18 protein-coding genes and 2 tRNA genes are annotated in these 25,794 nt (G+C 64.2%); 11 read left to right on the top strand and 9 right to left on the bottom strand.

From position 1 onward, the window contains the following. Positions 1 to 18 precede the first annotated feature (18 nt). From NCR39_RS06830 to NCR39_RS06810, 5 genes are all read left to right on the top strand, one after another. Complete coding sequence (locus NCR39_RS06830; RefSeq protein ID WP_502800180.1) at positions 19 to 1,620, top strand: protein adenylyltransferase SelO; 1,602 nt, start codon at positions 19 to 21, stop codon at positions 1,618 to 1,620. Between the two features lie 64 nt (positions 1,621 to 1,684). Next, positions 1,685 to 2,107, top strand: coding sequence for a peptide-methionine (R)-S-oxide reductase MsrB (msrB, locus tag NCR39_RS06825; protein ID WP_250451513.1), 423 nt, complete (start codon positions 1,685 to 1,687; stop codon positions 2,105 to 2,107). A gap of 145 nt (positions 2,108 to 2,252) precedes the next feature. Next, positions 2,253 to 2,789: a septation protein A gene (locus NCR39_RS06820; RefSeq protein ID WP_250451512.1), complete on the top strand. Its 537-nt coding sequence runs from the start codon at positions 2,253 to 2,255 to the stop codon at positions 2,787 to 2,789. Then, on the top strand, positions 2,786 to 3,100 hold the full coding sequence (locus NCR39_RS06815; RefSeq protein WP_502800179.1) for a BolA family protein: 315 nt from the start codon (positions 2,786 to 2,788) through the stop codon (positions 3,098 to 3,100). Before NCR39_RS06820 ends, NCR39_RS06815 begins: the two co-directional genes overlap by 4 nt. Positions 3,101 to 3,194: 94 nt before the next feature. Then, positions 3,195 to 3,977 carry a peptidylprolyl isomerase gene (locus NCR39_RS06810; protein ID WP_250451511.1) on the top strand — a complete coding sequence of 261 codons (783 nt, stop codon included), beginning with the start codon at positions 3,195 to 3,197 and terminating at the stop codon, positions 3,975 to 3,977. Positions 3,978 to 4,123: 146 nt separating this feature from the next. Here the strand turns inward: NCR39_RS06810 and purL are convergent, their stop codons facing one another. Further along, on the bottom strand, positions 4,124 to 8,161 hold the full coding sequence (purL, locus tag NCR39_RS06805; protein ID WP_250451510.1) for a phosphoribosylformylglycinamidine synthase: 4,038 nt from the start codon (positions 8,159 to 8,161) through the stop codon (positions 4,124 to 4,126). 390 nt (positions 8,162 to 8,551) lie between these two features. Between purL and NCR39_RS06800 the strand changes: the two genes are divergently transcribed. The 3 genes from NCR39_RS06800 to pgi all read left to right on the top strand — a co-directional run bounded on the left by NCR39_RS06800 (position 8,552) and on the right by pgi (position 13,271). Next, the gene (locus NCR39_RS06800; protein ID WP_250451509.1) at positions 8,552 to 9,844 is read left to right on the top strand and encodes an FAD-dependent oxidoreductase; all 1,293 of its coding nucleotides are present in this window, start codon (positions 8,552 to 8,554) and stop codon (positions 9,842 to 9,844) included. 76 nt (positions 9,845 to 9,920) lie between these two features. Next, complete coding sequence (locus NCR39_RS06795) at positions 9,921 to 11,480, top strand: NAD(P)H-hydrate dehydratase (protein ID WP_250451508.1); 1,560 nt, start codon at positions 9,921 to 9,923, stop codon at positions 11,478 to 11,480. Between the two features lie 168 nt (positions 11,481 to 11,648). After that, the gene (gene pgi / locus NCR39_RS06790) at positions 11,649 to 13,271 is read left to right on the top strand and encodes a glucose-6-phosphate isomerase (RefSeq protein ID WP_250451507.1); all 1,623 of its coding nucleotides are present in this window, start codon (positions 11,649 to 11,651) and stop codon (positions 13,269 to 13,271) included. Positions 13,272 to 13,295: 24 nt separating this feature from the next. Here pgi and NCR39_RS06785 read toward each other — a convergent pair whose 3' ends face one another. Next, a complete protein-coding gene (locus tag NCR39_RS06785; RefSeq protein ID WP_250451506.1) occupies positions 13,296 to 13,997 on the bottom strand; it encodes an ABC transporter ATP-binding protein in 702 nt (233 codons plus the stop codon). A gap of 49 nt (positions 13,998 to 14,046) precedes the next feature. Between NCR39_RS06785 and NCR39_RS06780 the strand changes: the two genes are divergently transcribed. Both NCR39_RS06780 and NCR39_RS06775 read left to right on the top strand, forming a co-directional pair. Beyond that, complete coding sequence (locus tag NCR39_RS06780) at positions 14,047 to 14,688, top strand: arylesterase (protein ID WP_250451554.1); 642 nt, start codon at positions 14,047 to 14,049, stop codon at positions 14,686 to 14,688. 125 nt (positions 14,689 to 14,813) lie between these two features. Next, positions 14,814 to 15,155, top strand: coding sequence for a hypothetical protein (locus NCR39_RS06775; protein ID WP_040048516.1), 342 nt, complete (start codon positions 14,814 to 14,816; stop codon positions 15,153 to 15,155). Positions 15,156 to 15,277: 122 nt separating this feature from the next. Here NCR39_RS06775 and NCR39_RS06770 read toward each other — a convergent pair whose 3' ends face one another. The 7 genes from NCR39_RS06770 to tig form a co-directional block, all read right to left on the bottom strand. Beyond that, positions 15,278 to 17,200: a SurA N-terminal domain-containing protein gene (locus NCR39_RS06770; RefSeq protein ID WP_250451505.1), complete on the bottom strand. Its 1,923-nt coding sequence runs from the start codon at positions 17,198 to 17,200 to the stop codon at positions 15,278 to 15,280. A 272-nt stretch (positions 17,201 to 17,472) separates the two neighbouring features. Then, positions 17,473 to 17,549, bottom strand: a tRNA-Asp gene (locus NCR39_RS06765). A 35-nt stretch (positions 17,550 to 17,584) separates the two neighbouring features. Continuing rightward, positions 17,585 to 17,660: transfer RNA gene (locus tag NCR39_RS06760), tRNA-Val, on the bottom strand. A gap of 270 nt (positions 17,661 to 17,930) precedes the next feature. Then, positions 17,931 to 20,354 carry an endopeptidase La gene (lon, locus tag NCR39_RS06755; RefSeq protein WP_250451504.1) on the bottom strand — a complete coding sequence of 808 codons (2,424 nt, stop codon included), beginning with the start codon at positions 20,352 to 20,354 and terminating at the stop codon, positions 17,931 to 17,933. Between the two features lie 187 nt (positions 20,355 to 20,541). Beyond that, positions 20,542 to 21,813: an ATP-dependent Clp protease ATP-binding subunit ClpX gene (clpX, locus tag NCR39_RS06750; protein ID WP_008349753.1), complete on the bottom strand. Its 1,272-nt coding sequence runs from the start codon at positions 21,811 to 21,813 to the stop codon at positions 20,542 to 20,544. Between the two features lie 170 nt (positions 21,814 to 21,983). Beyond that, positions 21,984 to 22,637 carry an ATP-dependent Clp endopeptidase proteolytic subunit ClpP gene (clpP, locus tag NCR39_RS06745; protein ID WP_014191278.1) on the bottom strand — a complete coding sequence of 218 codons (654 nt, stop codon included), beginning with the start codon at positions 22,635 to 22,637 and terminating at the stop codon, positions 21,984 to 21,986. A gap of 138 nt (positions 22,638 to 22,775) precedes the next feature. Then, entirely contained in the window at positions 22,776 to 24,122 is a 1,347-nt protein-coding gene (gene tig / locus NCR39_RS06740; protein ID WP_250451503.1) for a trigger factor, read from the bottom strand. Positions 24,123 to 24,637: 515 nt separating this feature from the next. Here tig and NCR39_RS06735 point away from each other — a divergent pair. After that, positions 24,638 to 25,792 (top strand): glycerate kinase, encoded by a 1,155-nt coding sequence (locus tag NCR39_RS06735; RefSeq protein WP_250451553.1) that lies wholly within the window; start codon positions 24,638 to 24,640, stop codon positions 25,790 to 25,792. Positions 25,793 to 25,794 lie beyond the last annotated feature (2 nt).

The raw sequence follows: 25,794 nt of genomic DNA, 5'->3' as shown, positions 1-25,794 counted from the left end.
AACTCTGAGGCGCTCAACATGTCGTTTTCCCCAAGCAATGCGGTGCGCGTAACGACCGACGAAGCCGATGAACTTCACCCGCGCGCCGCGTCCATGCAGGCTATCGCCGACGCGATCCAGAGCGGCCGCTTAGGCTCCTTCGCCGCGCTCGGCGACGCGTTCCTGACGCGCCTTCCGGCCACGCCCGTTCCCTCGCCGTATGTCGTCGCCGTGTCGCGCGAAGCGGCCGATTCGCTCGGCTTCGATGCGCACGTCGCGAGCGGGCCGGACGAGGCCGCGTTCGCCGCCTACTTCGCGGGCAATCCGACGCCCGACTGGCCGCGCGACGCCCTGCCCTATGCGGCCGTCTATTCGGGACACCAGTTCGGCGTTTGGGCGGGCCAACTGGGCGATGGCCGCGCGATCACGCTAGGCGAAGTCGAACACGCGAAGGCGCGGCTCGAAGTGCAACTGAAGGGCGCGGGCCGCACGCCGTATTCGCGCATGGGCGACGGCCGCGCCGTGCTGCGATCGTCCATTCGCGAATTTCTCTGTTCCGAGGCGATGCATCACCTCGGCATTCCGACGACGCGCGCGCTCGCCGTCATCGGCTCGGACTTGCCGGTGCGCCGTGAGACCATCGAGACCGCCGCGATCGCGACGCGCATCGCGCCGAGCTTCGTGCGCTTCGGCCACTTCGAGCATTTCTATTCGAACGATCGCGTCGTCGAACTGAAGGCGCTGGCCGATCACGTGATCGACCGCTTCTATCCGCAGTGCCGCGACGCGGACGATCCGTACCTCGCGCTGCTCGACGAAGCCGTGCGCCGCACCGCCGAACTGATGGCGCAGTGGCAGGGCGTCGGCTTCTGTCACGGCGTGATGAACACCGACAACATGTCGATCTTGGGCCTCACCATCGACTATGGTCCGTTCGGTTTCATGGACGGCTTCAACGCGCATCACATCTGCAATCACTCGGATACGCAGGGCCGCTATTCGTATAGCCGCCAGCCGCAGGTCGGCTACTGGAACCTCTTCTGTCTCGCGCAGGCGCTCGTGCCGCTTTTCGGTGAAAACCTGCCGGAAGAAGGCCGCGCCGAGCGCGTGGTGGAGGAAGCGCAGAAGGTGCTCGAACACTACAAGACGGCGTTCGCGCCCGCGCTCGAAGCGAAGATGCGCGCGAAGCTCGGCCTCGACACCGCGCGCGACGGCGACGACAAGCTCGCCAACGGCCTCTTCGAAATCATGCACGCGAACCGCGCGGACTTCACGCTGACGTTCCGCAATCTGTCGAAGGTATCGAAGACGGATGCATCGAACGATGCACCCGTGCGCGACCTCTTTCTCGATCGCGCCGCGTTCGATGCGTGGGCGGTGCAATATCGCGAGCGTCTTGCGCATGAATCGCGCGATGACGCGGCGCGCGCGGTGGCGATGAATCGCGTGAATCCGAAGTACGTGCTGCGCAATCATCTGGCCGAACAGGCGATTCGCCAGGCGAACGAGAAAGACTTCTCGGAAGTCGCGCGTCTTCTGGACGTGCTGCGCCGCCCTTACGACGAGCAACCGGAATACGAGGCCTACGCCGGCCTTCCGCCTGACTGGGCGAGCGATCTCGAAGTGAGTTGTTCTTCGTAGAAACGCCCCCACTTTCGCTGTCCAAGAGACGCACCGATCAATCACGGATCGCCAAAGGAACGATATGAACAGAGACGACACCCCCGGCACCGCCGACTATCCGCTGAAGAAAGACGACGACGCCTACCGCAGCGAACTCAACGAAACGCAATACCGCGTGACCCGCCACGCCGCGACGGAACGGCCGTTCACCGGCGAGTATTGGGACCATTTCGAGCGCGGCGTCTACGACTGCGTGTGCTGCGGCACGCCGCTTTTCGAATCGGACACCAAGTTCGACGCGGGCTGCGGCTGGCCCAGCTATTTCAAGCCGATCAACGGCGAAGTCATTCAGGAAAAGACGGATCGCTCGCACGGCATGTTGCGCATCGAAGTGATGTGCAAGAACTGCGGCGCGCACCTGGGCCACGTCTTCGAGGACGGCCCCGCGCCGACCGGCTTGCGGTATTGCATCAACTCGGCTGCGCTACAATTCGAACCCAAGTAAAGGGCGCGCAGGCACCGGTTTGCAAGGCACACGCTCTCGCGTGCATGCCGTTCCATACGACGCCCGCTTTCCGAGCGGGCGTTCGTTTTGATTGCCGGCTTCCGGCCTGCGCCCGCCCCTCCGATGCCATCACTTCCGGACGCCAATGAAATTCCTGTTCGATCTGTTTCCGATCATCCTTTTCTTCGTCGCATTCAAGATCTGGGGCATCTACACGGCGACGGCCGTCGCGATCGCGGCGACGCTCGTGCAAATCGCGTGGGTCGCGTTCCGTCACCGCAAGGTCGATCCGATGCTGTGGGTCAGCCTGGGCGTGGTCGTCGTGTTCGGCGGCGCGACGCTCGTCCTGCATAACGACACCTTCATCAAGTGGAAGCCGACCGCGCTCTACTGGCTGTTCGCGTTCGCGCTGAACGTCGCGCAGATCGGCTTCAGGAAGAATCTCATCGAAGCGATGATGGGCAAGCAGATCGTGTTGCCGCATCGCGTTTGGGGACAGTTGAACGTCGCGTGGGCGGTGTTTTTCGCGCTGCTGGGCGTCGTGAACCTGTTCGTCGCGTACAACTTCACCACGGACCAGTGGGTCAACTTCAAGCTCTTCGGCGCGACGGGTTGCCTCGTGCTGTTCATCGTCGCGCAGAGCTTCTGGCTCGCGAAATACATGAAGGAGGACAACCAGTGACCGATACCTTCGACTTCATGAGCGCGGACGCGCAGGAAAAGATCGCGCATCTGGAAGCGCGTCTTTCGGCGGCGCTCGATCCGCAAGCGGTGCATATCGAAGACGACAGCGCGGCGCACGCGGGTCATGCGGGCGCGGCATCCGGTAGCCATTACACGGTGACGATCGTGTCGGAACGCTTTGCCGGCAAGGCGCGCGTGGCGCGGCATCGGCTGGTGTATGATGCGCTGGCCGATGAAATGCGGCGCGGCGTGCATGCGCTCGCCATCCGTGCCTTCACGCCGCAAGAGTTTGCAGAACAATTCCAATGAATTCGCGGCCTGCCGGTCCGCTCGGACCGGCGCCTGGTTTATCTTCGCTAATCTCGCCTTTGAAGGCGTCAGTTTGCTCAGTTAGGAACCTCCGATGACTTTGAAAAAAACCCGCGTCTGGGTGTTGCTGGCTGCATTCGCGGCGGCTCCCGCGTTTGCGCAAAACATCGCCGTCGTCAACGGCACGCCGATTCCCACGGCGCGCGCCGATGCGCTCGTGAAGCAACTCGTCCAGCAGGGTCAGCAGGATTCACCGCAACTGCAGCAGGCCGTGCGCGAGGAACTCATCAATCGCGAAATCCTGATGCAGGAAGCCGCGCGCGAAGGCATCCCGACGCGCCCCGACGTGAAGGCGCAGATCGCCGTCGCGCAGCAGACCGTCGTGCTGCGCGCGCTGATCGAGGACTACGTCAACAAGAACAAGCCGAGCGATGCCGAAATCAAGGCGCGCTACGACCAGCTCGTGAAGCAGACGGGCGGCGGCAAGGAACTGCATCTGCATCACATCCTCGTGGCAGACGAGGCTCAGGCGAAGGACCTGATCGCCAAGATCAAGGGCGGCGCGAGCTTCGAAGACCTCGCGAAGCAGTATTCGAAGGACCCGGGATCGGGCAAGAATGGCGGCGATCTGGACTGGTCGGCGCCGTCGGCTTACGTGCCGGAATTCGGCGCGGCGGCGGAGAAGCTGCACAAGGGCGAAGTCACCGCGACGCCGGTGAAGACGCAGTTCGGCTGGCACATCATTCGTCTGGACGACAGCCGCGAAGTCGCCCCGCCGCCGTACGATCAGGTGAAGGCGCAGATCGCGCAGCAGATGCAGCAGCAGAAGCTGCAGGACTTCGAGGAGCAGTTGCGCAAGAAGGCGGTGGTGAAGTAACCGCGCTTCTGCGTTCACGCGATGTGACGACAAAAAGCCGCCTTCGGGCGGCTTTGTCGTTTCTGCGCTGTCGCACGCACCAGAAAAAACACCCCGAAGCCAAAGCTCCGGGGTGTCCTCGATCTACTTCACGTCAGCGCCCGACATTACCCCAGGAACCGCCGCGCATTCTGGAACACACGCAGCCACGGGCTTGCGTCGGTGGTCCAGTCGTCCGGCGTCCAGCTCATCTGCACATTGCGATGCACGCGCTCCATATGCGGCATCAGCACCGTGAAGCGGCCATCGGGCGTGGTCACCGACGTGATGCCCTGCGGCGAGCCGTTCGGATTGAACGGATAGCTTTCCGTCGCGTTCCCGCGATGATCGACGTAACGCATCGCCACCAGCGCGTGGTTTGCATCGCCCTGTTGCGAGAAGTCCGCGAAACCTTCGCCGTGCGCGACCGCGACCGGAATGCGCGAACCTTCCATGCCCGCGAAGAAAATCGACGGCGAGTTCTGCACTTCGACGAGCGAGAAGCGCGCCTCGAACTGCTCCGACTTGTTGCGCGTGAACTTCGGCCACGCTTGCGCGCCCGGAATGATCGACGCGAGGCTCGACATCATCTGGCAGCCATTGCAGATGCCGAGCGCGAACGTGTCCGGGCGGCCGAAGAACGCCGCGAACATGTCCGCGAGACGCGGATTGAAGCGGATGGTCTTCGCCCAGCCCTCGCCCGCACCGAGCACGTCGCCGTACGAGAAACCGCCGCACGCCACCGCGCCCGCGAAATCCGCGAGCGTCGCGCGGCCTTCGAGCAGATCGCTCATGTGGACGTCGTGCGCGTCGAAGCCGGCGCGATCGAACGCGTAAGCCGTTTCCAGATGCGAGTTCACGCCCTGCTCGCGCAGGATCGCCACGCGCGGGCGCTTGTTCGTCGCGATGAAAGGCGCCGCGACGTCATCCGCCGGATCGAAGGTCAGCGCGGGCGAGAGGCCCGGATCGGTCGCGTCCAGCAGCGCGTCGTATTCGGCATCCGCGCACGCGGGATTGTCACGCAGACGCGCGATGCGCCAGCTCACCTCGCTCCACGCGCGATGCAGCTCCACGCGCGGCGCACCGTAAATCTTCTTCGCGTCGCGATAGATTTCGATCGCGTCATTCTCGTTCGGCTTGCCGATCACATGCGAGCACGCCGACAGCCCATGCGCGCGCAACGCGCCGAGCACCGCGTCGCGGTCCGATGCGCGCACCTGCACCACCGCGCCCAGTTCCTCGCTGAAGAGCGCGCGCAGCGTGCGATCGTCGCGGCGGCCGCTCGTCTGCTTCGCCCAGTCCTTCGCGTCGCCGTAATCGGATTCGTGGTTCGCGTCGAGCGTCAGCATGTCGACGTTCAGCGACACGCCCACGTGCCCCGCGAACGCCATTTCGCAGACCGTCGCCCACAGGCCGCCGTCGGAGCGGTCGTGGTACGCGAGCAGCTTGCCGTCGGCGTTCAGCGCCTGGATCGCGGCGAAGAAGCGCTTCAGGTCTTCGGGATCGTCGACGTCGGGCGTCGCGTCGCCGACTTGCTGCGTCACTTGCGCGAGAATGCTGCCGCCCAGGCGATTGCGCCCGCGGCCGAGATCGATCGCGATCAGCACGGTGTCCGTATCGGCGGCGAGTTGCGGCGTCAGGTGGCGGCGCACGTCCTCGACCGGCGCGAACGCCGAGATGATCAGCGACACCGGCGACACCACTTCCTTCTGCGCGCCGCGCGCGTCCTGCCACTTCGTGCGCATCGATAGCGAATCCTTGCCGACCGGAATGCTGATGCCGAGCGCCGGGCACAGTTCCATGCCGATGGCCTTCACCGTGTCGTAGAGCGCGGCGTCCTCGCCCGCGCTGCCGCACGCGGCCATCCAGTTCGCGGACAGCTTGAGCTTGTTGAGCGATTCGATCGGCGCCGACGCAATGTTCGTCACCGCTTCGCCGACCGCCATGCGGCCGGACGCGGGCGCGTCGATGACGGCGAGCGGCGTGCGCTCGGCCATCGTCATGGCTTCGCCGCGAAAGCCCGCGTAGTCCATCGTCGTGATCGCGCAGTCGGCGACCGGTACCTGCCACGGACCGACGAACTGGTCGCGCGCGGTCGTGCCGCCCACCGAGCGATCGCCGATGGTGATGAGGAACGACTTGCTCGCGACGCTCGGGTGCTTGAGCACGTCGACGGCGACTTCCGACAGCATCATGCCGGTGACATCGACGGGCTCGAAGCGCGCCGTTTCGCGCGTCACGTCGCGATGCATCTTGGGCGGCTTGCCGAGCAGCACGTCCATCGGCATGTCGACGGGTTCCTGGCCTTCGTTTTCATCGTCGATGAGCTTCAGTTGACGCTCGTCGGTCGCCACGCCGACGACCGCCACCGGGCAGCGCTCGCGCTCGCAGATCGCTTCGAACGCGGGCAGATCGGCGGGCGCGATGGCCAGCACGTAGCGCTCTTGCGCTTCGTTCGACCAGATTTCGCGCGGCGACAGACCGGTTTCCTCGAGCTGAACCTTGCGCAGCTCGAAGCGCGCGCCCTTGCCCGCGCCGTCGACGAGTTCCGGGAACGCATTCGAAATGCCGCCCGCGCCGACGTCGTGGATCGACAAAATGGGATTGCGCTCGCCCTGCTGCCAGCACGCGTTGATCACTTCCTGCGCGCGGCGCTGAATTTCGGGATTGCCGCGCTGGACCGAATCGAAATCGAGTTCGGCGGTGTTCGCGCCGGTCGCCATCGACGACGCCGCGCCCCCGCCCATGCCGATGCGCATGCCCGGCCCGCCGATCTGAATCAGGAGCGTGCCGGCCGGCAGATCGTGCTTGTGCGTGTGTTGATCCGAGATATTGCCGATGCCGCCCGCGATCATGATCGGCTTGTGATAGCCGCGCACGCGGCCGGCCACATTCTGCTCGTAAGTGCGGAAGTAGCCGCCGAGGTTCGGGCGGCCGAATTCGTTGTTGAACGCAGCCGCGCCGATCGGGCCGTCGATCATGATCTGTAACGGCGACGCGATGCGCTCCGGACGGCCGTACGGCTCGTGCTGATCGGCGGGATTGCGCGACGGCAGCGGCGTGGCGCTGTCGCGGGCGTTTTCCCACTTCTGGCGCGCGTCGGGCAGATCGAGGTTCGACACGGTGAAGCCCGCGAGACCGGCCTTCGGACGCGCGCCGCGGCCCGTCGCGCCTTCGTCGCGGATTTCGCCGCCCGAGCCCGTCGCCGCGCCCGCGAAAGGCGAAATGGCGGTCGGGTGATTGTGCGTCTCGACTTTCATCAGCGTGTGCGTCAGCTCGACACGACGCTCGTAATGCTCGCTCTCGCCGCGCGGGAACCAGCGCTCCGCGACGCCGCCCTGCATGATCGCCGAGTTGTCCGAATAAGCGACGATCGTCCCTTCGTGATTCAGCTTCTCGGTATTGCGGATCATCTGGAACAGCGACATGTCCTGCTTGTCGCCGTCGATGGTCCATTCGCCGTTGAAAATCTTGTGACGGCAGTGTTCGCTGTTGGCCTGCGCGAACATCATCAGCTCGACGTCGGTCGGATTGCGCTTCAGGCTTTCGAACGCATTCACCAGATAATCGATCTCGTCTTCGGCCAGCGCGAGCCCGAGTTCCGTGTTCGCGGCTTCGAGCGCCGTGCGTCCCGTGCCGATGATATCGACCGTCTGCAACGGCTTCGCGGGCAGTTCATCGAAGAGATGCAGCGCCTGATCGCGCGAAGCGACGACGTTTTCCGTCATGCGGTCGTGCAGCGCGGCGGACACGCGGGCGCGCGCTTCGTCGGTCAGCACCTTCTTGCCGCCGAGCAGACCGCTTTTCATGACGACCGAGTACTCGACGCCCCGCTCGATGCGCCGCACCGTCGCAAGCCCGCAATGATGCGCGATGTCGGTCGCCTTGCTCGCCCACGGCGACACCGTGCCCAAGCGCGGCACGACCATGAACGTCTCGACATGGCCGCGTTCCTTCGGCTCCCCGAACGGCGCGCCGTAGTGCATCAGCGCGTGGATGCGGTTCGTTTCCTCGTCGGTGAGCGGTTCGGACGAGTTGACGAAATGCAGGAATTGCCCGCGCACGCCGACGATATTCGCGTCGATTTCGACGAGCGTTTCGAGAAGACGGGTCTGACGGAAATCGGAGAGGGCCGAAGCGCCGGGGAAACACGAGAAGTGGGCCATTGTGACGATGCGTCGATGACGTCTGTGAGCCGCTCGACGGCACTCGGATCGCCGAGTGTGCAAAGCGGCGTGAGGCGAAAGGAAGACCGCGATTATAACCCGGATACGTCTCGAAATCGGACGCGCCCCGTGCGGCCGGCCAGTCGTGTCCGCGCGCCGGGCGCGGCGCTTTTTTCATCCCTTATCCTGAAATGCCGGCGCGCCCGAAAAGCGTGCGCGCGGCGTCCCGGTCGGCCGTCCCTCTGCAGCGAATTTGGCGCTATCATGGCGCGCTTTCTTCGGGCGCGGCACGCCGCCGCGCCTGCCGTTTTACCGTGAGAACATGCGGCTTTCCGGCGCCCTTTGCGCCGTTCCGCCGTGCAATGTCCCGCCTTCGGGCACGAAAAAGTCATGGATGTCATCGTCATCGGCGGAGGAATCGCCGGCATCGCCACTGCCTATCAGTTACACGCGGCCGGGCATCGCGTCTGCGTGATCGAACGTCACGCGACCGTCGCCCAGGGCGCGACCTATGGTCAGGGCGGCGCGTTGCTGCCCTCGCCGCTCGACGTCTGGTTCGGTCCGACCTTCATGGCGTCGAATCGCACGAAGCAGAGCGGGATGCTCGTCAAGACCGGTTTCGACGGCACCGCGCGCGCGTTCCTGAAGCAGCTCGGCCGGCTGCGCGACGCCGAGGCGTTCGCCGCGCAGTGCGGGCGGTTGCGGCCGCTCGTCGACGTTTCGCATCGTGCGATCGTCGATATCGAAACGACGCACCAGCTCGATTGCGAGCAGCGGGCCGGCATGCTGCACGTGTTCCGCCATGCGCGGGAACTGGAAGAGGCGCAGCCGGCCATCGACCTGCTCAAGAGCTTCGGCGTGCCGTACCGGTTGCTGTCGCCGGAGGAATGCGTCGCCGCAGAGCCTTCCGTGCCCGACGATCCCGCGTTTGCCGGCGGCGTGCTGCTGCCCGAGGCGCGCACGGCCAATTGCCCGCTTTTCACGAAGCAGATCAAGCAGATTCTCGAAGACGGCGGCGTGCAGTTCCACATGAATCGCGAAGTGGCGTCGGTGCGGCTGGAGGAACGGCGCGCGGTGGTCCAGCTCTTGGGCGCGAAAGACGACAAGACGCGCGCAGGCGATGTCGAAACCATCGCCGCCGATGCGGTCGTCGTTGCCGCCGGCGCCGATACGCCCGCGCTGCTGAACGGATCGAAATCGATGTCTGCGCTGTATCCGCTGCGCGTGCACACGCTGACGGCGCCTGTCGCGTACGAGGAGCGCGCGCCGCACACGACGGTCGTCGATTCGGTGAAGCGCATCACGATGACGCGCGTGAACCAGCGGCTGCGCGTGGGCGGCGCGGGCGTCTTTCAGAGCGTATCCAAGGCCGACAAGCCGATCGACGCCGCCCTCGCCCGCCGCGCGCTCGACGTGCTCGGCCAGGGCACGCACGACTGGATTCCGGGCGCGGCACGCGTATCGGCTGCGCGCGCGTGGGACGGCTTGCGGCTGCTGTCCGTCGATGGCCTGCCGGTCGTCGGCGCGACGCGGCATCCGCGTCTTTTCGTGAACGCCGCGCACGGCCCGGCCGGCTGGGGCCTCGCGTGCGGGTCTGCTAAAGTGGTCGCGGACCTCGTCTCCGGTCTCACGCCCGATATTCCCGCCGATACGCTCGCGGCGCTCAGCATCGAACGCTTTTGACGCGCGGGGTGGCACGAATGGTGCGAACCGGAGCGCTCGCCGTTCCGTCGCTCACAGACCCACGCCCCGCGCCAACATGACCGCTTCCTATTTCACGCCCGACGACGACGCCATCGCGCTCTTCACGCTCGCCGAACTGCGCACGATCGAGGCGCGCGCCGCTTCCGCGCTGCCGCCGCATACGCTGATGGGGCGCGCGGGCGCGGCGGCGGCGCACTATCTGCTCGACGCCATCGCGAGAGATCCCGACTCGCCTGCGCTTCCCGTCTGGATCGCGGCGGGCCCCGGCAACAATGGCGGCGATGCGCTCGTCGTCGCGGAAACGCTGCATCGCGCGGGCGTGGCGGTGCGCGTGTGCATGCCCATCGAAGTCAAACCCGACGACGCGCGCTGGGCGCTCGACGCCGCGCGCGCGGCGGGCGTGAGCATCGAAGGACAGCCGCCCGCATCGTTCGATGAATACGGCTGGCTCGTCGACGGCATGTTCGGCATCGGCCTCACGCGCGCGCTCGACGGCGTGTTCGCGAACATCGCCGCCCGCATGGCGCGCCGGGCGCGCGGCTCCGGCCGCCACGCGGGCCGCGTGCTCGCGCTCGACGTGCCGAGCGGCCTCGACAGCGATACCGGCGCGCGCGTCGGCGGCGGCGAAGCGGTGCGCGCGAACGTCACGGTGACGTTCATCGGCGCGAAACCCGGCCTGATGACCGCCGAGGGGCGCGACCTGTGCGGCGAACTGAAAGTCGCGACGCTCGATGTCGAACCGCTCGCGGCGCCGTCCGTCGTGCTGAACGCGACGTCGCTGTTTCGCGGGGCCATGCCGCCGCGCGATTACGCGACCAACAAGGGCACGTTCGGCACGCTGGCGGTCGTCGGTGGCGATACGGGCATGTGCGGCGCGCCGATTCTCGCGGCGCGCATGGCGCTGTACGGCGGCGCGGGCAAGGTGCACGTCGCGTTTCTCGGCGAAGGCGGCCCGCCCTACGATCCGCCGCATCCGGAACTCATGCTGCATCACGTCGATGGCTTCGCGCTCGACAAGATGGATGCGCTCGCCATCGGCTGCGGAATGGGCAAAAGCGATCGCGCGAAGAAAATTCTCGCGGACGTGCTCAAGCTCGACATGCCGAAGCTCCTCGATGCCGACGCGCTCAATCTCGTCGCCGAAGACGACGCGCTCGCCGCCGAAGTCGCCGCGCGCGGCCAGGCGGGCGATCCGTGCATTCTGACGCCGCATCCGCTCGAAGCCGCGCGCCTCTTGCAGACCGACGCCAAGGCGGTGCAAAGCGATCGCATCGATGCCGCGCGACGGCTTTCGGCGCGCTTTGCCGCCGTCGCCGTGCTGAAAGGCTCGGGCACGGTGATCGCATCGCCGGATGGCCGCGTCGCCGTGAATCCGACGGGCAACGCGGGGCTCGCGACCGGCGGCACCGGCGACGTGCTCGGCGGTTTGATCGGAGCATTGCTGGCGCAAAAACTTCCCGCGTACGAGGCCGCGCTCGCGGGCGTCTATCTTCATGGGCTGGCGGCGCAGACGCTGACCGCGCAAGGCATCGGTCCGGCGGGTCTGACCGCGGGCGAACTCGCGCCCGAAGTGCGCAGTCTCATCAACCGCCGCTTTTATGCGGATCGCGCGTGACGCGTTGCAAGCATCCGTTCACGCATCGTCGCTATACTCCTTTCTGATTCGGGCAACCGCAGCGGCGCCGGCTGCATTCGACGAACCTCCGATGGTCGTCGCACGCCGCCCCGCCGAACCGCATTCGCACGGACGTTTTCTCCTGTCACTCTCGACTATCAGACCGCTATGACGCTCAATTCGCTTCCTGCCTGGTCGGCGCTCCAATCGCATTACGATGCCATCTCCGGCGAGCGCCTGCGCGACTGGTTCGCGCCGCAAAACGACACCGCGCCGACGCGCGCCGAGCGCCTGACGTTCGATGGCGGCGGGCTCACGATCGATTTCTCGAAGAACCGCATCACCGACGCCACGCTCAAGCTGCTGATCCAGCTCGCCGAAGAAGCCGGCGTCACGAAGCGCCGCGACGCGATGTTCAATGGCGACATCGTCAACATCACGGAAGAACGCGCGGTGCTGCATACCGCGTTGCGCGCGCAGTCGCCGGACGCGCCTTTCCATGAGCAGGTGCAGAAAGAAAAGGCGAAGATGGCCGCGTTCGCCGACAAGTTGCGCGACGGCGCGTGGACCGGCTATACCGGCAAGCGCATTCGTCACGTGGTGAACATCGGCATTGGCGGCTCGGATCTCGGACCGAAGATGGTCGTGCACGCGCTGCATCATCTCGCGTCGAAGGAACTGGATACGCACTTCGTCTCCAACGTCGATGGCGCCGATCTCTACAACGTGCTCGAACAGATCGACGCTGAAGAGACGCTCGCGATCGTCGTTTCGAAGACCTTCACCACGCTCGAAACCATGACCAACGCGCACTCGATGCGCAACTGGTTCATCCAGCAAGGCTGCCCCGAGGATCAACTGTCGAAGCACTTCGTCGGCGTGTCGGCGAATCCGGCGGAAGTCGTGAAGTTCGGCATCGCGAAGGAGAACGTCTTCGAGATGTGGGATTGGGTCGGCGGGCGTTATTCGCTGTGGTCGGCGGTCGGTCTGTCGATCATGCTGTCCGTCGGGCCGAAGAACTTCGATGCGCTGCTCGAAGGCGCGGACCAGATGGATCGCCATTTCCGCGAAGCGCCGCTCGCCGAGAATCTGCCGGTGCTGATGGGCATGATCGGCATCTGGTATCGCAACTTCTTCGGCTCGCAAAGCGATCTGATCGCGCCGTATTCGCAGGCGCTGCACTATCTGCCGTCGTATCTCCAGCAACTGGAGATGGAAAGCAACGGCAAGTCCGCGACGCTCGACGGCGGCATGGTCGACTACCCCACCGCCGCCGTGATCTGGGGCGAGCCGGGCACGAACGGCCAGCACGCGTTTTTCCAGATGCTGCATCAGGGACCGACGCTCATCCCGATCGACTTCATCGCCGTGCTGACGCCGGAGCATCCGCTCGTCGATCATCATGCGAAGCTGCTCGCCAACTGCTTCGCGCAAAGCGAAGCGCTGATGCTCGGCCGCACGCTCGAAGAAGCGAAGAAGGTCGCGGGTCCGGGCAAGGAAGCACTCGCGACGCATCTGAGCTTCCCCGGCAACCGGCCGACCACGACCATCATGCTCGACGCGCTCACGCCGCAAACGCTCGGCGCGCTGATCGCGCTCTACGAGCACAAGGTGCTCGTGCAGGGCACGGTCTGGAACGTCAACTCGTTCGATCAGTGGGGCGTGGAACTGGGCAAGATTCTCGGCAAGGTCGTCGAAGCGGACATCACGGCGGCGAGCGTCGATGCATCGAAGCACGATTCGTCGACGTCCGCGCTGATCGAGCGCGCGCGCAAGGCGCTCAAGCGCTGAATGCCGGGAACGGTTCGTTGATGGCTAGACGCTCAGGCCGTTGACGAGCCGCCCCGCTTCGATCGTCACCGTCGCGTCGCAGCGTTCGGCGAGTTCGGGATCGTGCGTGACGAGCACGAGCGTCGCGCCGTTGCGCTTGTTCATCTCGAACATCAGGTCGATGATCGCGTAACCCGTGGCGGCGTCGAGGCTGCCGGTGGGTTCGTCGGCGAAGAGCACCGCCGGATGCGTGACGAACGCGCGAGCGAGCGCCACGCGCTGCTGCTCGCCGCCCGACAGCAGCTTCGGATAATGCCGCGTGCGCGCGGCGAGACCGACCTGATCGAGCAGCGAACGCGCGCGCTCGGCAATCTGATCGTGCGGCATCTCGGCGCGCAATTCGAGCGGCAGCATCACGTTCTCGAGCGCGGTCAGATGCGGCATCAACTGGAACGACTGAAACACGAAGCCCACCGCGCCGCTCCTGAGCGCGGCGCGCTGGTCTTCATCGAGCGTCGATAGCTCCTTGCCCAGCAGGCGAACCGAGCCCGCGCTCGCGCTGTCCAATCCCGCGAGCAGGCCGAGCAGCGTCGACTTGCCCGAGCCCGATGCGCCGACGATCGCCACGCTGCTGCCCTTCGCGATGGAAAGATCGATCTGGTCGAGAATCGTGAGCTCGCCCGTTGCGTCCTTCACCCGCTTGCTTAATCCCCGTACTTCGATGACCGGCTCGATATTGTTTTGCATGGACACCTTGAAAAAGAACTGGAGCGCGCGTGGTTTCATCCGGGCCGCCATGACGGGCGCGATGCTCGCGGCGGCGGCGTCGAACGTCGAAGCAGCCGAGGCGCAGGCGGCGCTTGCGCCTCAAACGAAGCCCGCGATCGTCGTGCTGGGCGACAGCTTATCGGCCGAATATGGCTTGCCGCGCGACACGGGCTGGGTCAATCTGCTGCGCGAGCGGCTGGCAAAAGAGCGTTTCGATTATAGCGTCGCCAATTCGAGCATCAGCGGCGACACCACGAGCGGAGGACGCGCGAGGCTCACCGCCGTGCTGACGCGCATCAAGCCGGCCGTCGTGATCGTCGAGCTCGGCGCGAACGATGCCCTGCGCGGCGTGCCGCTCGCGACCACGGAGACGAACCTTCGCGGCATCGTCGATGCGTCGCTCGCCGCGCACGCGAAGGTTCTGCTCATCGGCATGTACGTTCCTTCTAATTACGGCCCCGACTATTCGCAGAAGTTCCACGCGGTGTATGAGCGCATCGCAAAAGACAAGAAGGTGGCGCTCGTGCCTTTTCTGCTGGCGGGGATCGCGGACAAGCCCACGATGTTCCAGTCCGACCAGATTCATCCGACGGTGCAGGCTCAGCCCTTGCTATTGAACAACGTCTGGCCAACGTTGAAACCTTTGCTGGGCGCCGGCGCGTCGCAATGATCAGGACGCCGGCCGCGCAGGCGCTTCGACCAAACGCGGAAAGACGGCCACGATTCAGTTATCTGAGACTTTCGCGTCACTCTAATAACCCCGCTCACCAGAGAGCGAATCAACAAGGAGGTCACGTGAAATACTTCTCCCTGCTCGCATTGACCGTCGCGATTTCGGCTTGCGCGGCGCAGCCGCCTGCGGGCGTGCAGCAAGTCGGCACGAGTCAGAAAGCGCCGAAGGCGGTCGCGCAATGCATTTCCGAGAAATGGGCGCAGAAGTCGCAGCAGCAGGTCATTTCGCAAGACACGCTCGCCAACGATCAGGCGCTCGACGTGTTCGTGCCCGGCCAGCAGCCGCCGAACGGCGCAGCGGCCGTGGTGCGCCCGTCGTGGTCGGGTCCGGGCACGTGGGTCGGCTTCCGCGCAGCAGGCGCAGCCGGCAGCGACGCCACCGGCGATATCCAGGGCTGCCTGTAAGCACAGCGATACCCGCGCGCCGGTGTTCCGAGACGTCGGCGTTCGTGGTTCAGGCGTGCTGCGAAACAAAAACCCCGCTTCGTTTCCGAAGCGGGGTTTTTTTATGCCGATGCCTTCACGCCCTAATTCGACGACGCCACGGGCGCGTGACTCAGTTTCACCTTCGAGCGCGCCTTGAGCGAATCGATATACGCATCCATTTCGGCTTCCGCGTAGCGCTGCGCGATCTGCTGCTGCGCGCCTGCGAGACGGTCCGCCGCGACAGGCGCGGCCTTCTCGATACCGTTCACGCGATAGATCGCGTAACCGTCCGCGCCGAGATCGACGCCCACGTAAGCCGGCAGCTTCGATGCGTCGGCCTTGAAGACCGCGCTCAGCGCCGCGGGCGGCAGGCCTTGCGCGTCGTTGCGCGAAACCGTGATCGGCGACGTGAAGCCTTCCGTCGACTTCGACTTCTGCAGGTCGGCCAGCTTCGCCTCGCCGTCCTTGCGCGCCTGGGCGCTCGCCATGTCCGCGACGACCTTGCCGCGCACCGCGTCCTTCACCGCGTCGAACGCGGGCACGGTGGACGCCTTGTAGTCGGTCACGCGCGCGGCGATCAACGTGTTGTTGCCGACGTCGATGGCTTGCGTGTTGTTGTGCTCCTTCACCGAATCCGGCGCGAAGACGGCGGCGAGGAACTTCGCACTGTTGAGCGGATTGTCCTGCGGCAGTTGCGGATTCGCTTTCGGCGTGACCGTCGCGGTCTGGATCGTCAGCTTGTACTTGTCGGCGGCGGGCTGCAGCGACTTCGCCTTCTCGTAGACGATATCGTTCAGGCCCGTCGCGGCGGCTGCGAATGCGCTCGAGCCTTCCTGCGCGGCGTAGTCCTTGGCGATCGAATCCTTCACTTCGTCGAACGGCTTGGTGACGGCCGGCTTCACGTCCGTTGCCTGGATGATGTGATAGCCGAAATCCGATTCGACGATGTTGCTGACCTCGCCCTTCTTGAGGCTGAACGCGGCGTCGTCGAACGCCTTGCCGCCCGCGATCTGTCCTTTCGCGAAGTAGCCCAGATCGCCGCCCTTGCTCGCCGAGCCGGGATCGTCAGAATTCTTTTGCGCGATTTCCGCGAACTGGTCCGGATGCGCCTTCACCTGCGCGAGCAGCGACTCGGCCTTCTGCTTGGCCTTCGCCTTGTCGGCGGCGCTGGCGTCCTTCGGCGCGTTCACGAGAATGTGGCTCGCGCGCACCTGGCCTTCCGTGCGATAGCGCTGGATGTTGTCGTCGTAGAACTTCTTGAGATCGGCGTCGCTCGGCTTGGATGCCGCCGCGAGCGTCGCCGGCGACAGCACCAGATACTGGATCGTGGCCGTCTCGGGCGTCGCGAATTCGTTGCGATGCGCGTCGTAATAGGCGTGCAGTTGTGCGTCGGTCGGCTGCACCTTGGCGGCGTAATCGGCGGTGCGCAGCAACATGCCCTGCACGGCGCGGCGCTGCTCGGCGAGTTCGGTCAGGCTCTGCGCCAGCGACTTCGACGTGAACGAACTCTGCTGGATGCTCGCCGGAATCTGCTGATTCGCGATGGTGTAGCGCATGCGCTCGTCGTACTGCGCGGGCGTCATGCCCTGCATGGCGAGAAGCTGCTTGTACCGTTCGACGTCGATGGTGCCGTCCGGCTTGCGCAGCGACGCGATGCCCGGGTCGGACAGGAGCGCGCGGCGCACGGCGTCGTCCGAAGCGGTGAGATGCAGCCGCTGCGTCTCGTCCGACATGGCGCGCTGCTGCACGAGGCTGTCGACCATTGCGCTACGCGTTTCGGGCGTATCGAACATTTTGGGATCGAACTGCGCGCCGAGCATGGAGCGGACGCGGTCTACTTGCTGCCTGAAGGCGCTGTCGTATTCGGCGCGCGTGATCTTGTGACCGTTCACGCTGGCGACGTAAGCGCTTTCGTCGAAGAAGTTGCTGAAGCCCTGAATCCCGACGATACCCAGTCCGGGCACGATCAGGAGGATCAGCAAGGCCATCATCAGGCGCTGGTGATTGCGGAAAAAGTCGAGCATGCTGAGCGCTGCGTGTTAGACAAAACGCTCGATATTACAACAGTGGGCGCGGAAAAGGCGAAAGCCGGGGAGGAATTGCGTCTGTATCGCGTCGAAGAGGCTCGCCGGCGGCATCGGTCTCTTGCGTTTTCAGGCGCTTGCGGATCGATCAACGGACGATTTACCCAGCGTTCTTGCGAACCGAGTAAGCGCATTCGTTAGGATATTTAACGATTCACTTGCAAAACAAAAATCCCGCGAGCCGTGAGGCCAACGGGATTTCTGATTGATTCTGGCGGAGCGGACGGGACTCGAACCCGCGACCCCCGGCGTGACAGGCCGGTATTCTAACCGACTGAACTACCGCTCCTGAACTTACGCGCAGCGAAACGATGAATGGGAAACTGGTGGGTGCTGAGAGGCTCGAACTCCCGACCTACGCCTTGTAAGGGCGCCGCTCTACCAACTGAGCTAAGCACCCGTTTCGCCATTCTTTCGCGCCATTCTTGCGACTTGGCGCATGCTGCGTTCGCTGACGGACTCGGTTAGAAGTTCCGTATCCAGCGAGTCAGCTAGTTTAGCGCATCGTTCAGAGCTTTGCCAGCGTGTCATGGGAATTTTTTGCCGCGTTCGTAACAAGCGAACTGCCACGCGATTGCACATGCGCTTGAAATAAAAAACCCGCGGACGATGCCGCGGGTTTTCATCCCTGCTCTGCAACGCGGCGTTTAACCACGCTGCCGACGATGCCTCAGTGCTTCACGACATCGCCCGAAGCGGGCTGGTCCTTCTGCGTTTCCGCAGCGACCGGCGTCGCTTTCGCTTCTTCTTCGGGCAGCGGCTCGGGCAGGCGCTCGAGCGCAAGCTCCAGCACGCGGTCGATCCACCGCACCGGCACGATCTCGATGGCGTTCTTCACGTTGTCGGGAATGTCGGCCAGATCCTTCGTGTTTTCCTCGGGGATCAGCACGAGCTTGATGCCGCCGCGATGCGCCGCCAGCAGCTTCTCCTTCAACCCGCCGATCGGCAGCACTTCGCCGCGCAGCGTGATTTCGCCCGTCATCGCGACATCCGCGCGGACCGGAATACCGGTCAGCACCGACACCAGCGCCGTGGTCATCGCGATACCGGCGGACGGACCGTCCTTCGGCGTCGCGCCTTCCGGCACGTGAATGTGGATGTCCTTCTTCTCGAACGACTCATCCGTGATGCCGAGACGACGCGAACGCGAGCGCACCACCGAACGCGCCGCTTCGACGGATTCCTTCATCACGTCGCCGAGCGAACCGGTGCGGATCACGCCGCCCTTGCCGGGCATCACCGCCGCTTCGATCGTCAGCAGATCGCCGCCGACTTCCGTCCACGCAAGACCCGTGACCTGACCGATCTGGTTCTCCTTCGCGGCGAGCCCGAAGTCGTACTTGCGCACGCCGAGGAAGGTGTCGAGATTCGAACCGTCGACCTTCACCGCGCCTTCTGCCTTCTTCAAAAGCAGCATTTTGACGACCTTGCGGCAGATCTTCGACACTTCACGCTCGAGCGAACGCACGCCCGCTTCACGCGTGTAGTAGCGAATGATGTCGCGGATGGCTTGTTCCGTGACGTCGATCTCGCCTTCCTTCAGGCCGTTGTTGCGCTTCTGCTTCGGCAGCAAATAACGTTGCGCGATGCTGACCTTTTCGTCCTCGGTGTAACCCGACAGACGGATGACTTCCATCCGGTCGAGCAGCGGCGGCGGAATGTTCAGCGAGTTCGACGTCGCGACGAACATCACATCCGACAGGTCGAAGTCCACTTCGATGTAGTGGTCCGCGAACGTGTGGTTCTGCTCCGGATCGAGCACTTCGAGCAGCGCGGATGCCGGATCGCCCCGGAAGTCCATGCCCATCTTGTCGACTTCGTCGAGCAGGAAGAGCGGATTGCGCACGCCGACCTTGGCCAGGCTTTGCAGAATCTTGCCCGGCATGGAGCCGATATACGTGCGGCGGTGACCGCGAATTTCCGACTCGTCATGCACGCCGCCGAGCGCCATGCGCACGAACTTGCGATTCGTCGCGCGCGCGATGGACTGTCCGAGCGACGTCTTGCCGACGCCCGGAGGCCCGACGAGGCACAGAATCGGCGCCTTCACCTTCTCGACGCGTTGCTGAACCGCGAGATATTCGAGAATGCGTTCCTTGACCTTTTCGAGACCGAAGTGGTCTTCGTCCAGCACGCGTTCCGCATTCGAGAGGTCGTTGTTGACCTTGCTCTTCTTGCGCCACGGCAAGCCGATCAGCGTGTCGATGTAATTGCGCACGACGGTCGCTTCCGCGGACATCGGCGACATCAGCTTGAGCTTCTTCAGCTCGGCATCGGCCTTCTTCTTGGCTTCCTTCGGCATGCGCGCGGCGGTGATGCGCTTCTCGAGTTCTTCGAGATCCGCGCCCTCTTCGCCTTCGCCCAGTTCCTTCTGGATGGCCTTGACCTGCTCGTTCAAGTAGTACTCGCGCTGGCTCTTCTCCATCTGACGCTTCACGCGCCCACGGATGCGCTTCTCGACCTGAAGGATGTCGATTTCAGCTTCGAGCTGCGCGAGCAGATGCTCAAGACGCTCGATGACCGGGAACATTTCGAGAATGTGCTGCTTCTGGTCGAGCTTGAGCGGCAAATGCGCAGCAATCGTGTCAGCCAGACGACCCGCCTCGTCGATACCCGACAGCGACGTCAGGATCTCGGGCGGAATCTTCTTGTTGAGCTTCACGTACTGATCGAACTGCGAGACGATCGCGCGGCGCAGCGCTTCGGTTTCGGCGCTGTCGGCGTGGTCCGGTTCGAGCGGCATCACATCGCAGGAAAACTGCGTTTCCTGTTCTTCGATGGACAGCGTCTTCGCGCGCTGCAGGCCTTCGACGAGCACTTTGACCGTGCCGTCGGGCAGCTTCAGCATTTGCAGGATGTTGGCGACACATCCCACTTCGTACATGTCTTTTTCGGTTGGCTCATCCTTCGCCGCGGTTTTCTGGGCGACGAGCATGATGTGCTTGCCGCCTTCCATCGCGGCTTCGAGAGCCTTGATCGACTTGGGCCGCCCAACGAAGAGCGGAATCACCATGTGCGGGAACACGACCACGTCGCGCAGCGGGAGCAGCGGCAGCGTGATGCGTTCCTGCGGGAGGAGTTGGGTTCCTGACATTTCATTTCCCCATGAATGGAATCGGTTCGTTCGTAAGTAAGGCCGTTAAGAGCTATTGCAAGCCTTTATCGGAAGTGAAAAGTCGGTAGTCCAAGATCGTCAGCAAACGTCCACAAGATAAACCGAAAAAATAAACAAAGGCCGTTCACGTCGCCATGAACGGCCTTTCGCCGACACACAGCCCGAGTTAGTTCGACCCTGCTACTTTCGGCGCATCTTCGTAGATGAGCAACGGCTTGCCGTCGCCGTCGATGGTGTTGTCATCGACGATCACCTTCGAAACGCCTTTCATTGTCGGCAGTTCGTACATCACATCGAGCAACGCCTGTTCCAGAATCGAACGCAGCCCGCGCGCGCCGGTCTTGCGGCGAATCGCCTTCTGCGCGATGGCCTGCAGCGCAGCCGGACGAATCTCCAGTTCCACGCGCTCCATGGCGAAGAGCTTGTGATACTGCTTCACCAGCGCGTTCTTCGGCTCGATCAGGATCTTGACGAGCGCGGCTTCGTCCAGCTTGCCGAGCGTCGCCACGACGGGCAGACGGCCGATCAGTTCCGGAATCAGGCCGAACTTAATCAGATCTTCCGGTTCGACTTCGCGCAGCACTTCGCCCGCATCACGATCCTGCTTGCTCTTCACGCTCGCGCCGAAGCCGATTCCGGTCTTCTCGGTGCGATCCGTGATGACCTTCTCGAGCCCGTCGAACGCGCCGCCGCACACGAACAGAATGTTGGTCGTGTCGACCTGGATGAAATCCTGGTTCGGATGCTTGCGACCGCCTTGCGGCGGCACCGACGCCATCGTGCCTTCGATCAGCTTCAGCAACGCCTGCTGCACGCCTTCGCCGGACACGTCGCGCGTGATCGACGGGTTGTCGGACTTGCGGCTGATCTTGTCGATTTCATCGATATAGACGATGCCGCGCTGCGCCTTGTCGACTTCGTAGTTGCAGTTCTGCAGCAGCTTCTGAATGATGTTCTCGACGTCCTCGCCGACATAACCCGCTTCCGTGAGCGTGGTTGCGTCCGCGATGACGAACGGCACGTTCAGCATGCGCGCGAGCGTCTGCGCAAGCAGCGTCTTGCCGGAGCCGGTCGGCCCGATCAGCAGGATGTTGCTCTTCGACAGCTCGATGTCGTCCTTCTTGTCGAGATGCTTGAGCCGCTTGTAATGGTTGTACACGGCCACCGCGAGAATCTTCTTCGCGCGTTCCTGGCCGATCACGTACTGATTCAGGATATCGCTGATTTCCTGCGGGCTCGGCAGGTCGGACTTGGTCAGCCCGGCCTCTTCCGCCGCGCCGGCCGCCTCATCGCGAATGATCTCGTTGCACAGGTCGATGCATTCATCGCAGATGAATACCGACGGCCCAGCGATGAGTTTCTTCACCTCATGCTGGCTCTTTCCGCAAAACGAGCAATACAGCAGCTTTTCGCTGCTGGAACCTTTTTTGTCCGCCATAAAAGTGTAAGCCTCCGGACACTGTCATTACATGATACGCCCTTCGATCCGGCCACGCAGATTAGCCCGCGTGGCCCGGCCGAAGCACGTTTTGGCGTTGCGCCGCATGCGCCATCCGCATTTGACCGGCCCTGTTTTAGAGGCCCGGTGCGGCGCCGCTCCGGACGCCTTCAGGGACGCTTGTGCAGCACCTGGTCGACGATGCCATACGCTTGCGCGTCGTCGCCGGACATGAAGTTGTCGCGATCCGTGTCGCGCGCGATGCGCTCGACCGGCTGACCGGTGTGATGCGACAGCAACTGGTTGAGACGTTCCTTCAGGTACAGGATTTCCCGCGCCTGAATTTCGATATCCGACGCCTGGCCGCGCGCGCCGCCGAGCGGCTGATGGATCATCACGCGGGCATTGGGCAGCGCGACGCGCTTGCCCTTCGCACCCGACGCCAGCAGGAAAGCGCCCATGCTGGCAGCAAGTCCCATGCACAGCGTGGAGACATCCGGCTTCACGAACTGCATCGTGTCGTAGATGGCCATGCCGGCCGAAACCGAGCCGCCCGGGCTGTTGATGTACAGGCTGATGTCCTTGTCCGGATTCTCGCTTTCGAGGAACAGCAACTGCGCGACAACGAGATTCGCCGACTGGTCATTGACTTCGCCAACGAGGAACACCACGCGCTCCTTCAGGAGACGCGAATAAATGTCATAGGCACGCTCGCCGCGGCCGCTCGTTTCCACGACCATCGGAACGAGGCCGAGCGCCTGGGCTTCGAAGTCCCGCGGAGCATGGGACGCCAACGTGTCGAGCAATTCAGCGCGAAAGGTCATGCAATTTCCTTGTTCGGAATAGGGATACTGAACGACGGAGGAACAGCCATTCAAACGGCATGGGCACGCTCAAACTTTAATGCAAAAAAGGCGTGCGGGCCGCCATCGACGACACCGCACGCCCCTCGGCCATTCGCGTCAGGCTTGCGCCGTTGCGCTGGCCAGTTCCTCGAAGCTGACTTCCTTGTCGGTCACCTTGGCCTTGCCGAGCACGAATTCGACGACGTTGCTTTCCACGACGTACGCTTCCATTTCGGCGAGGCGCTGCTGGTTCGAATAATACCAGCGGACGACTTCCTTCGGGTCTTCGTAGCTCTTCGCGAATTCGTCGACTTCAGCGCGGATTTGCTCGGGCTTTGCCTGCAAATCGTTGGCCTTCACCAGCTCGGCGAGAACGAGGCCCAGCTTCACGCGGCGCTCGGCTTGCTCGGCGAACATTTCGGCCGGAATCGGCGCGTCTGCCGCGTTCGGCACGCCGCGCTGCTGCAGGTCCTGGCGAGCCATGTCGACGAGACGCTGCTGGTCCTGCTCGACGAGCGCCTTCGGCACGTCCAGCTCGGAAATCTTGAGCAGCGCGTCCATGACCTGGTTCTTCACGATCTGCTGCGTGCGGCGCTTGGCTTCACGCTCGAGGTTGTCCTTGATTTCGGCGCGCATCTTCGTGAGATCGCCGTCTTCGATTCCGAGCGACTTCGCGAAATCCGCGTCGACTTCCGGCAGATGGGGCCATTCGATCTTTTTCACAGTGATCGTGAATTGCGCCGTCTTTCCGGCGACATCCTTGCCGTGATAGTCGTCCGGGAACTTGAGGTCGAATTCGCGCGTTTCGCCGACCTTCAGGCCCGTCGCGGCTTGCTCGAATTCCGGCAGCATGCGGCCTTCGCCCAGCACGAACGCGAAGTCCTGTGCGCTGCCGCCTTCGAATTCGACGCCGTCCAGCTTGCCGACGAAGTCCAGCGTGACGCGGTCGCCGTCCTTGGCAGCCGTGTCCGCGCCGCCGTCGCCGTGCTCGCCGCCTTCGCCGCGTGCGTGGAAATGGACGCGCTGCTTGCGCAGGATGTCCAGCGTGCGATCCACTTCCGCTTCGGAGATGGTCGTCACGGTGCGCTCGATTTCAGCGGTCGCTACATCACCCAGCTTCACTTCCGGATAGACCTCGAAGGTCGCGTCGAAAGCGTAGGCATCGGCCGCGGCTTCTGTCTTCGGCGCGAAGCTCGGCTGGCCCGCGACGCGCAGGTTTTCGGCGCGCGTGACATCGAAGAACTCCTTGCCGACCTTGTCGCTCAGCACTTCGGCCTCGACCTGGCCGCCGTACTGCTGCGTGACCATCTTGAGCGGCACCTTGCCCGGGCGGAAACCCGGCATGCGCACGTTCTTGGCCAACTGGCGGATGCGCGAATCCACTTCCTTCTGCACCGTGTCTTTCTGCAGGGAAATGGTCAGGCGGCGTTCGAGCTTGCCGAGGTTTTCAACTACGTTAGCCATGGCTTCAATCGTCCTAGAGTAAATCGATGTTCGGTGTTCGGTTCTTCCGCGGTTCTAAAGGCGCGGGTCCGTTGGGGGCCGCCGGCGCTCCCCAGAGCGAAGCCCGATGTTCAGGAGCGCGCTGCAGCGCGCCTTCCGAAGAACGCCCGGACCGTCGCCGAGCGAGTCAGCCAACAGAGCCAGCCATTCTAGCAAACAAATCAGACGGCCCTCGCTTAACCAGACGTGCATGCTGCGTTTCACGCCGTTTTGCCCGCGATTTTGGCCGTTTTAGGGCCGGGTTTTGGCGTAAATCCGCGTTTTCGCGATACGCGCCGCGGACGCACAATGCCCGCTATCGAAGCGCGGCTATTTTGCTGCGCGCGGGGCGCTGATAAGCTGAACCGTTCGACTTGCCCGCACGAGCCGCGTGCATTGCCTCGGTGAATCGCCGGCATGCCGGGATGGCATACATGAGGCGTCGCCACGGCTTTTCAACCATCGTTTTCGTCCACTATCAGAACATTCGAGACACCATGCCTAACGTCACGCCAGCCGCGCCCGCTCCCGTAGTCGTCATCGCGCCCGATTCGTTCAAGGGATCGCTCTCCGCCGAAGGTGTCGCGAATGCGATCGCGGAAGGCATCAGACGCGCGCGGCCGGACGCCGAAATCCGCATTCGCCCGATGGCCGATGGCGGCGAAGGCACCCTCGACGCGATGCTTGCCGCAGGCGGCGAACGGCGCCTCCTGAACGTGCGGGGCGCGGCGGCCGCGCGGCGCGACGCGGCCACGGGCCTGCTCGCCGACGGCAGCGCGATCATCGAAACGGCGGAAGTGGTCGGCATCACCGATCCCGACGGCATGGCCGTGCCGGTCACCGAACGCAGCACGCTCGGCATGGGCGAGGCGATCCGCGCGCTGCTCGATTCGGGCGCACGGCGCTTTTTCGTGGCGCTCGGCGGCAGCAGCACGAACGACGGCGGCGCGGGCCTGCTCGTCGGCCTCGGACTCAAGCTCTTCGATGCGCACGGCCAGGAGCTTGCGCCGGTGCCGTCGTCGCTCGCGATGATCGAGCGCATCGACGCTTCGGGGCTGGATCCGCGTCTCAAGGAAGTAGAGTTCGTCGGCATGTCCGACGTCGATAACCCGCTCAACGGCGAGCACGGCGCGACGGCGATTTTCGGACCGCAGAAAGGCGTGACGCCCGAGCAGATCGAGATCATCGACGCCGCCCTCGCCCATTTCGCGGATCGGCTCGAACCGGCGATGGGCGTCGTCAAGCGAAACGAACCGGGCGCGGGCGCGGCGGGCGGCCTCGGCTTCGCGCTGCACATGCTCGGCGCGCGGTTCGAAACCGGCGCGGAAGTGGTGGCGCGCGAGATCGGGCTCGACGAGGCGCTCGAAGGCGCGAACTGGCTGATCACGGGCGAAGGACGCTCCGACGTGCAGACGCTGCACGGCAAGGCGCCGTTCATCGCCTGCAAGCACGCGCGCGCGGCGGGCGTGGCGGCGTCGCTGCTGTCGGGCGCGGTGGATTCGGCCGCGCTGCCGCGTCTGTCGGAATATTTCAGCGGATGCTTCTCGCCCGCGCCGGGCCCCATCTCGCTCGATGTCGCCATCCGCGACGCGGCGCGGCTGCTCGCGAACGAAGCCGAGCAGCTCACGCGGTTGCGATTCGGCGCGGTTTGAGC

The sequence above is a fragment of the Caballeronia sp. ATUFL_M2_KS44 genome (assembly GCF_023630965.1).
Classification (GTDB): Bacteria; Pseudomonadota; Gammaproteobacteria; order Burkholderiales; family Burkholderiaceae; genus Caballeronia; species Caballeronia concitans.
The sequence above is the reverse complement of the archived record's forward strand: the minus strand, read 5'-3'. Positions and strand labels throughout refer to the sequence as shown.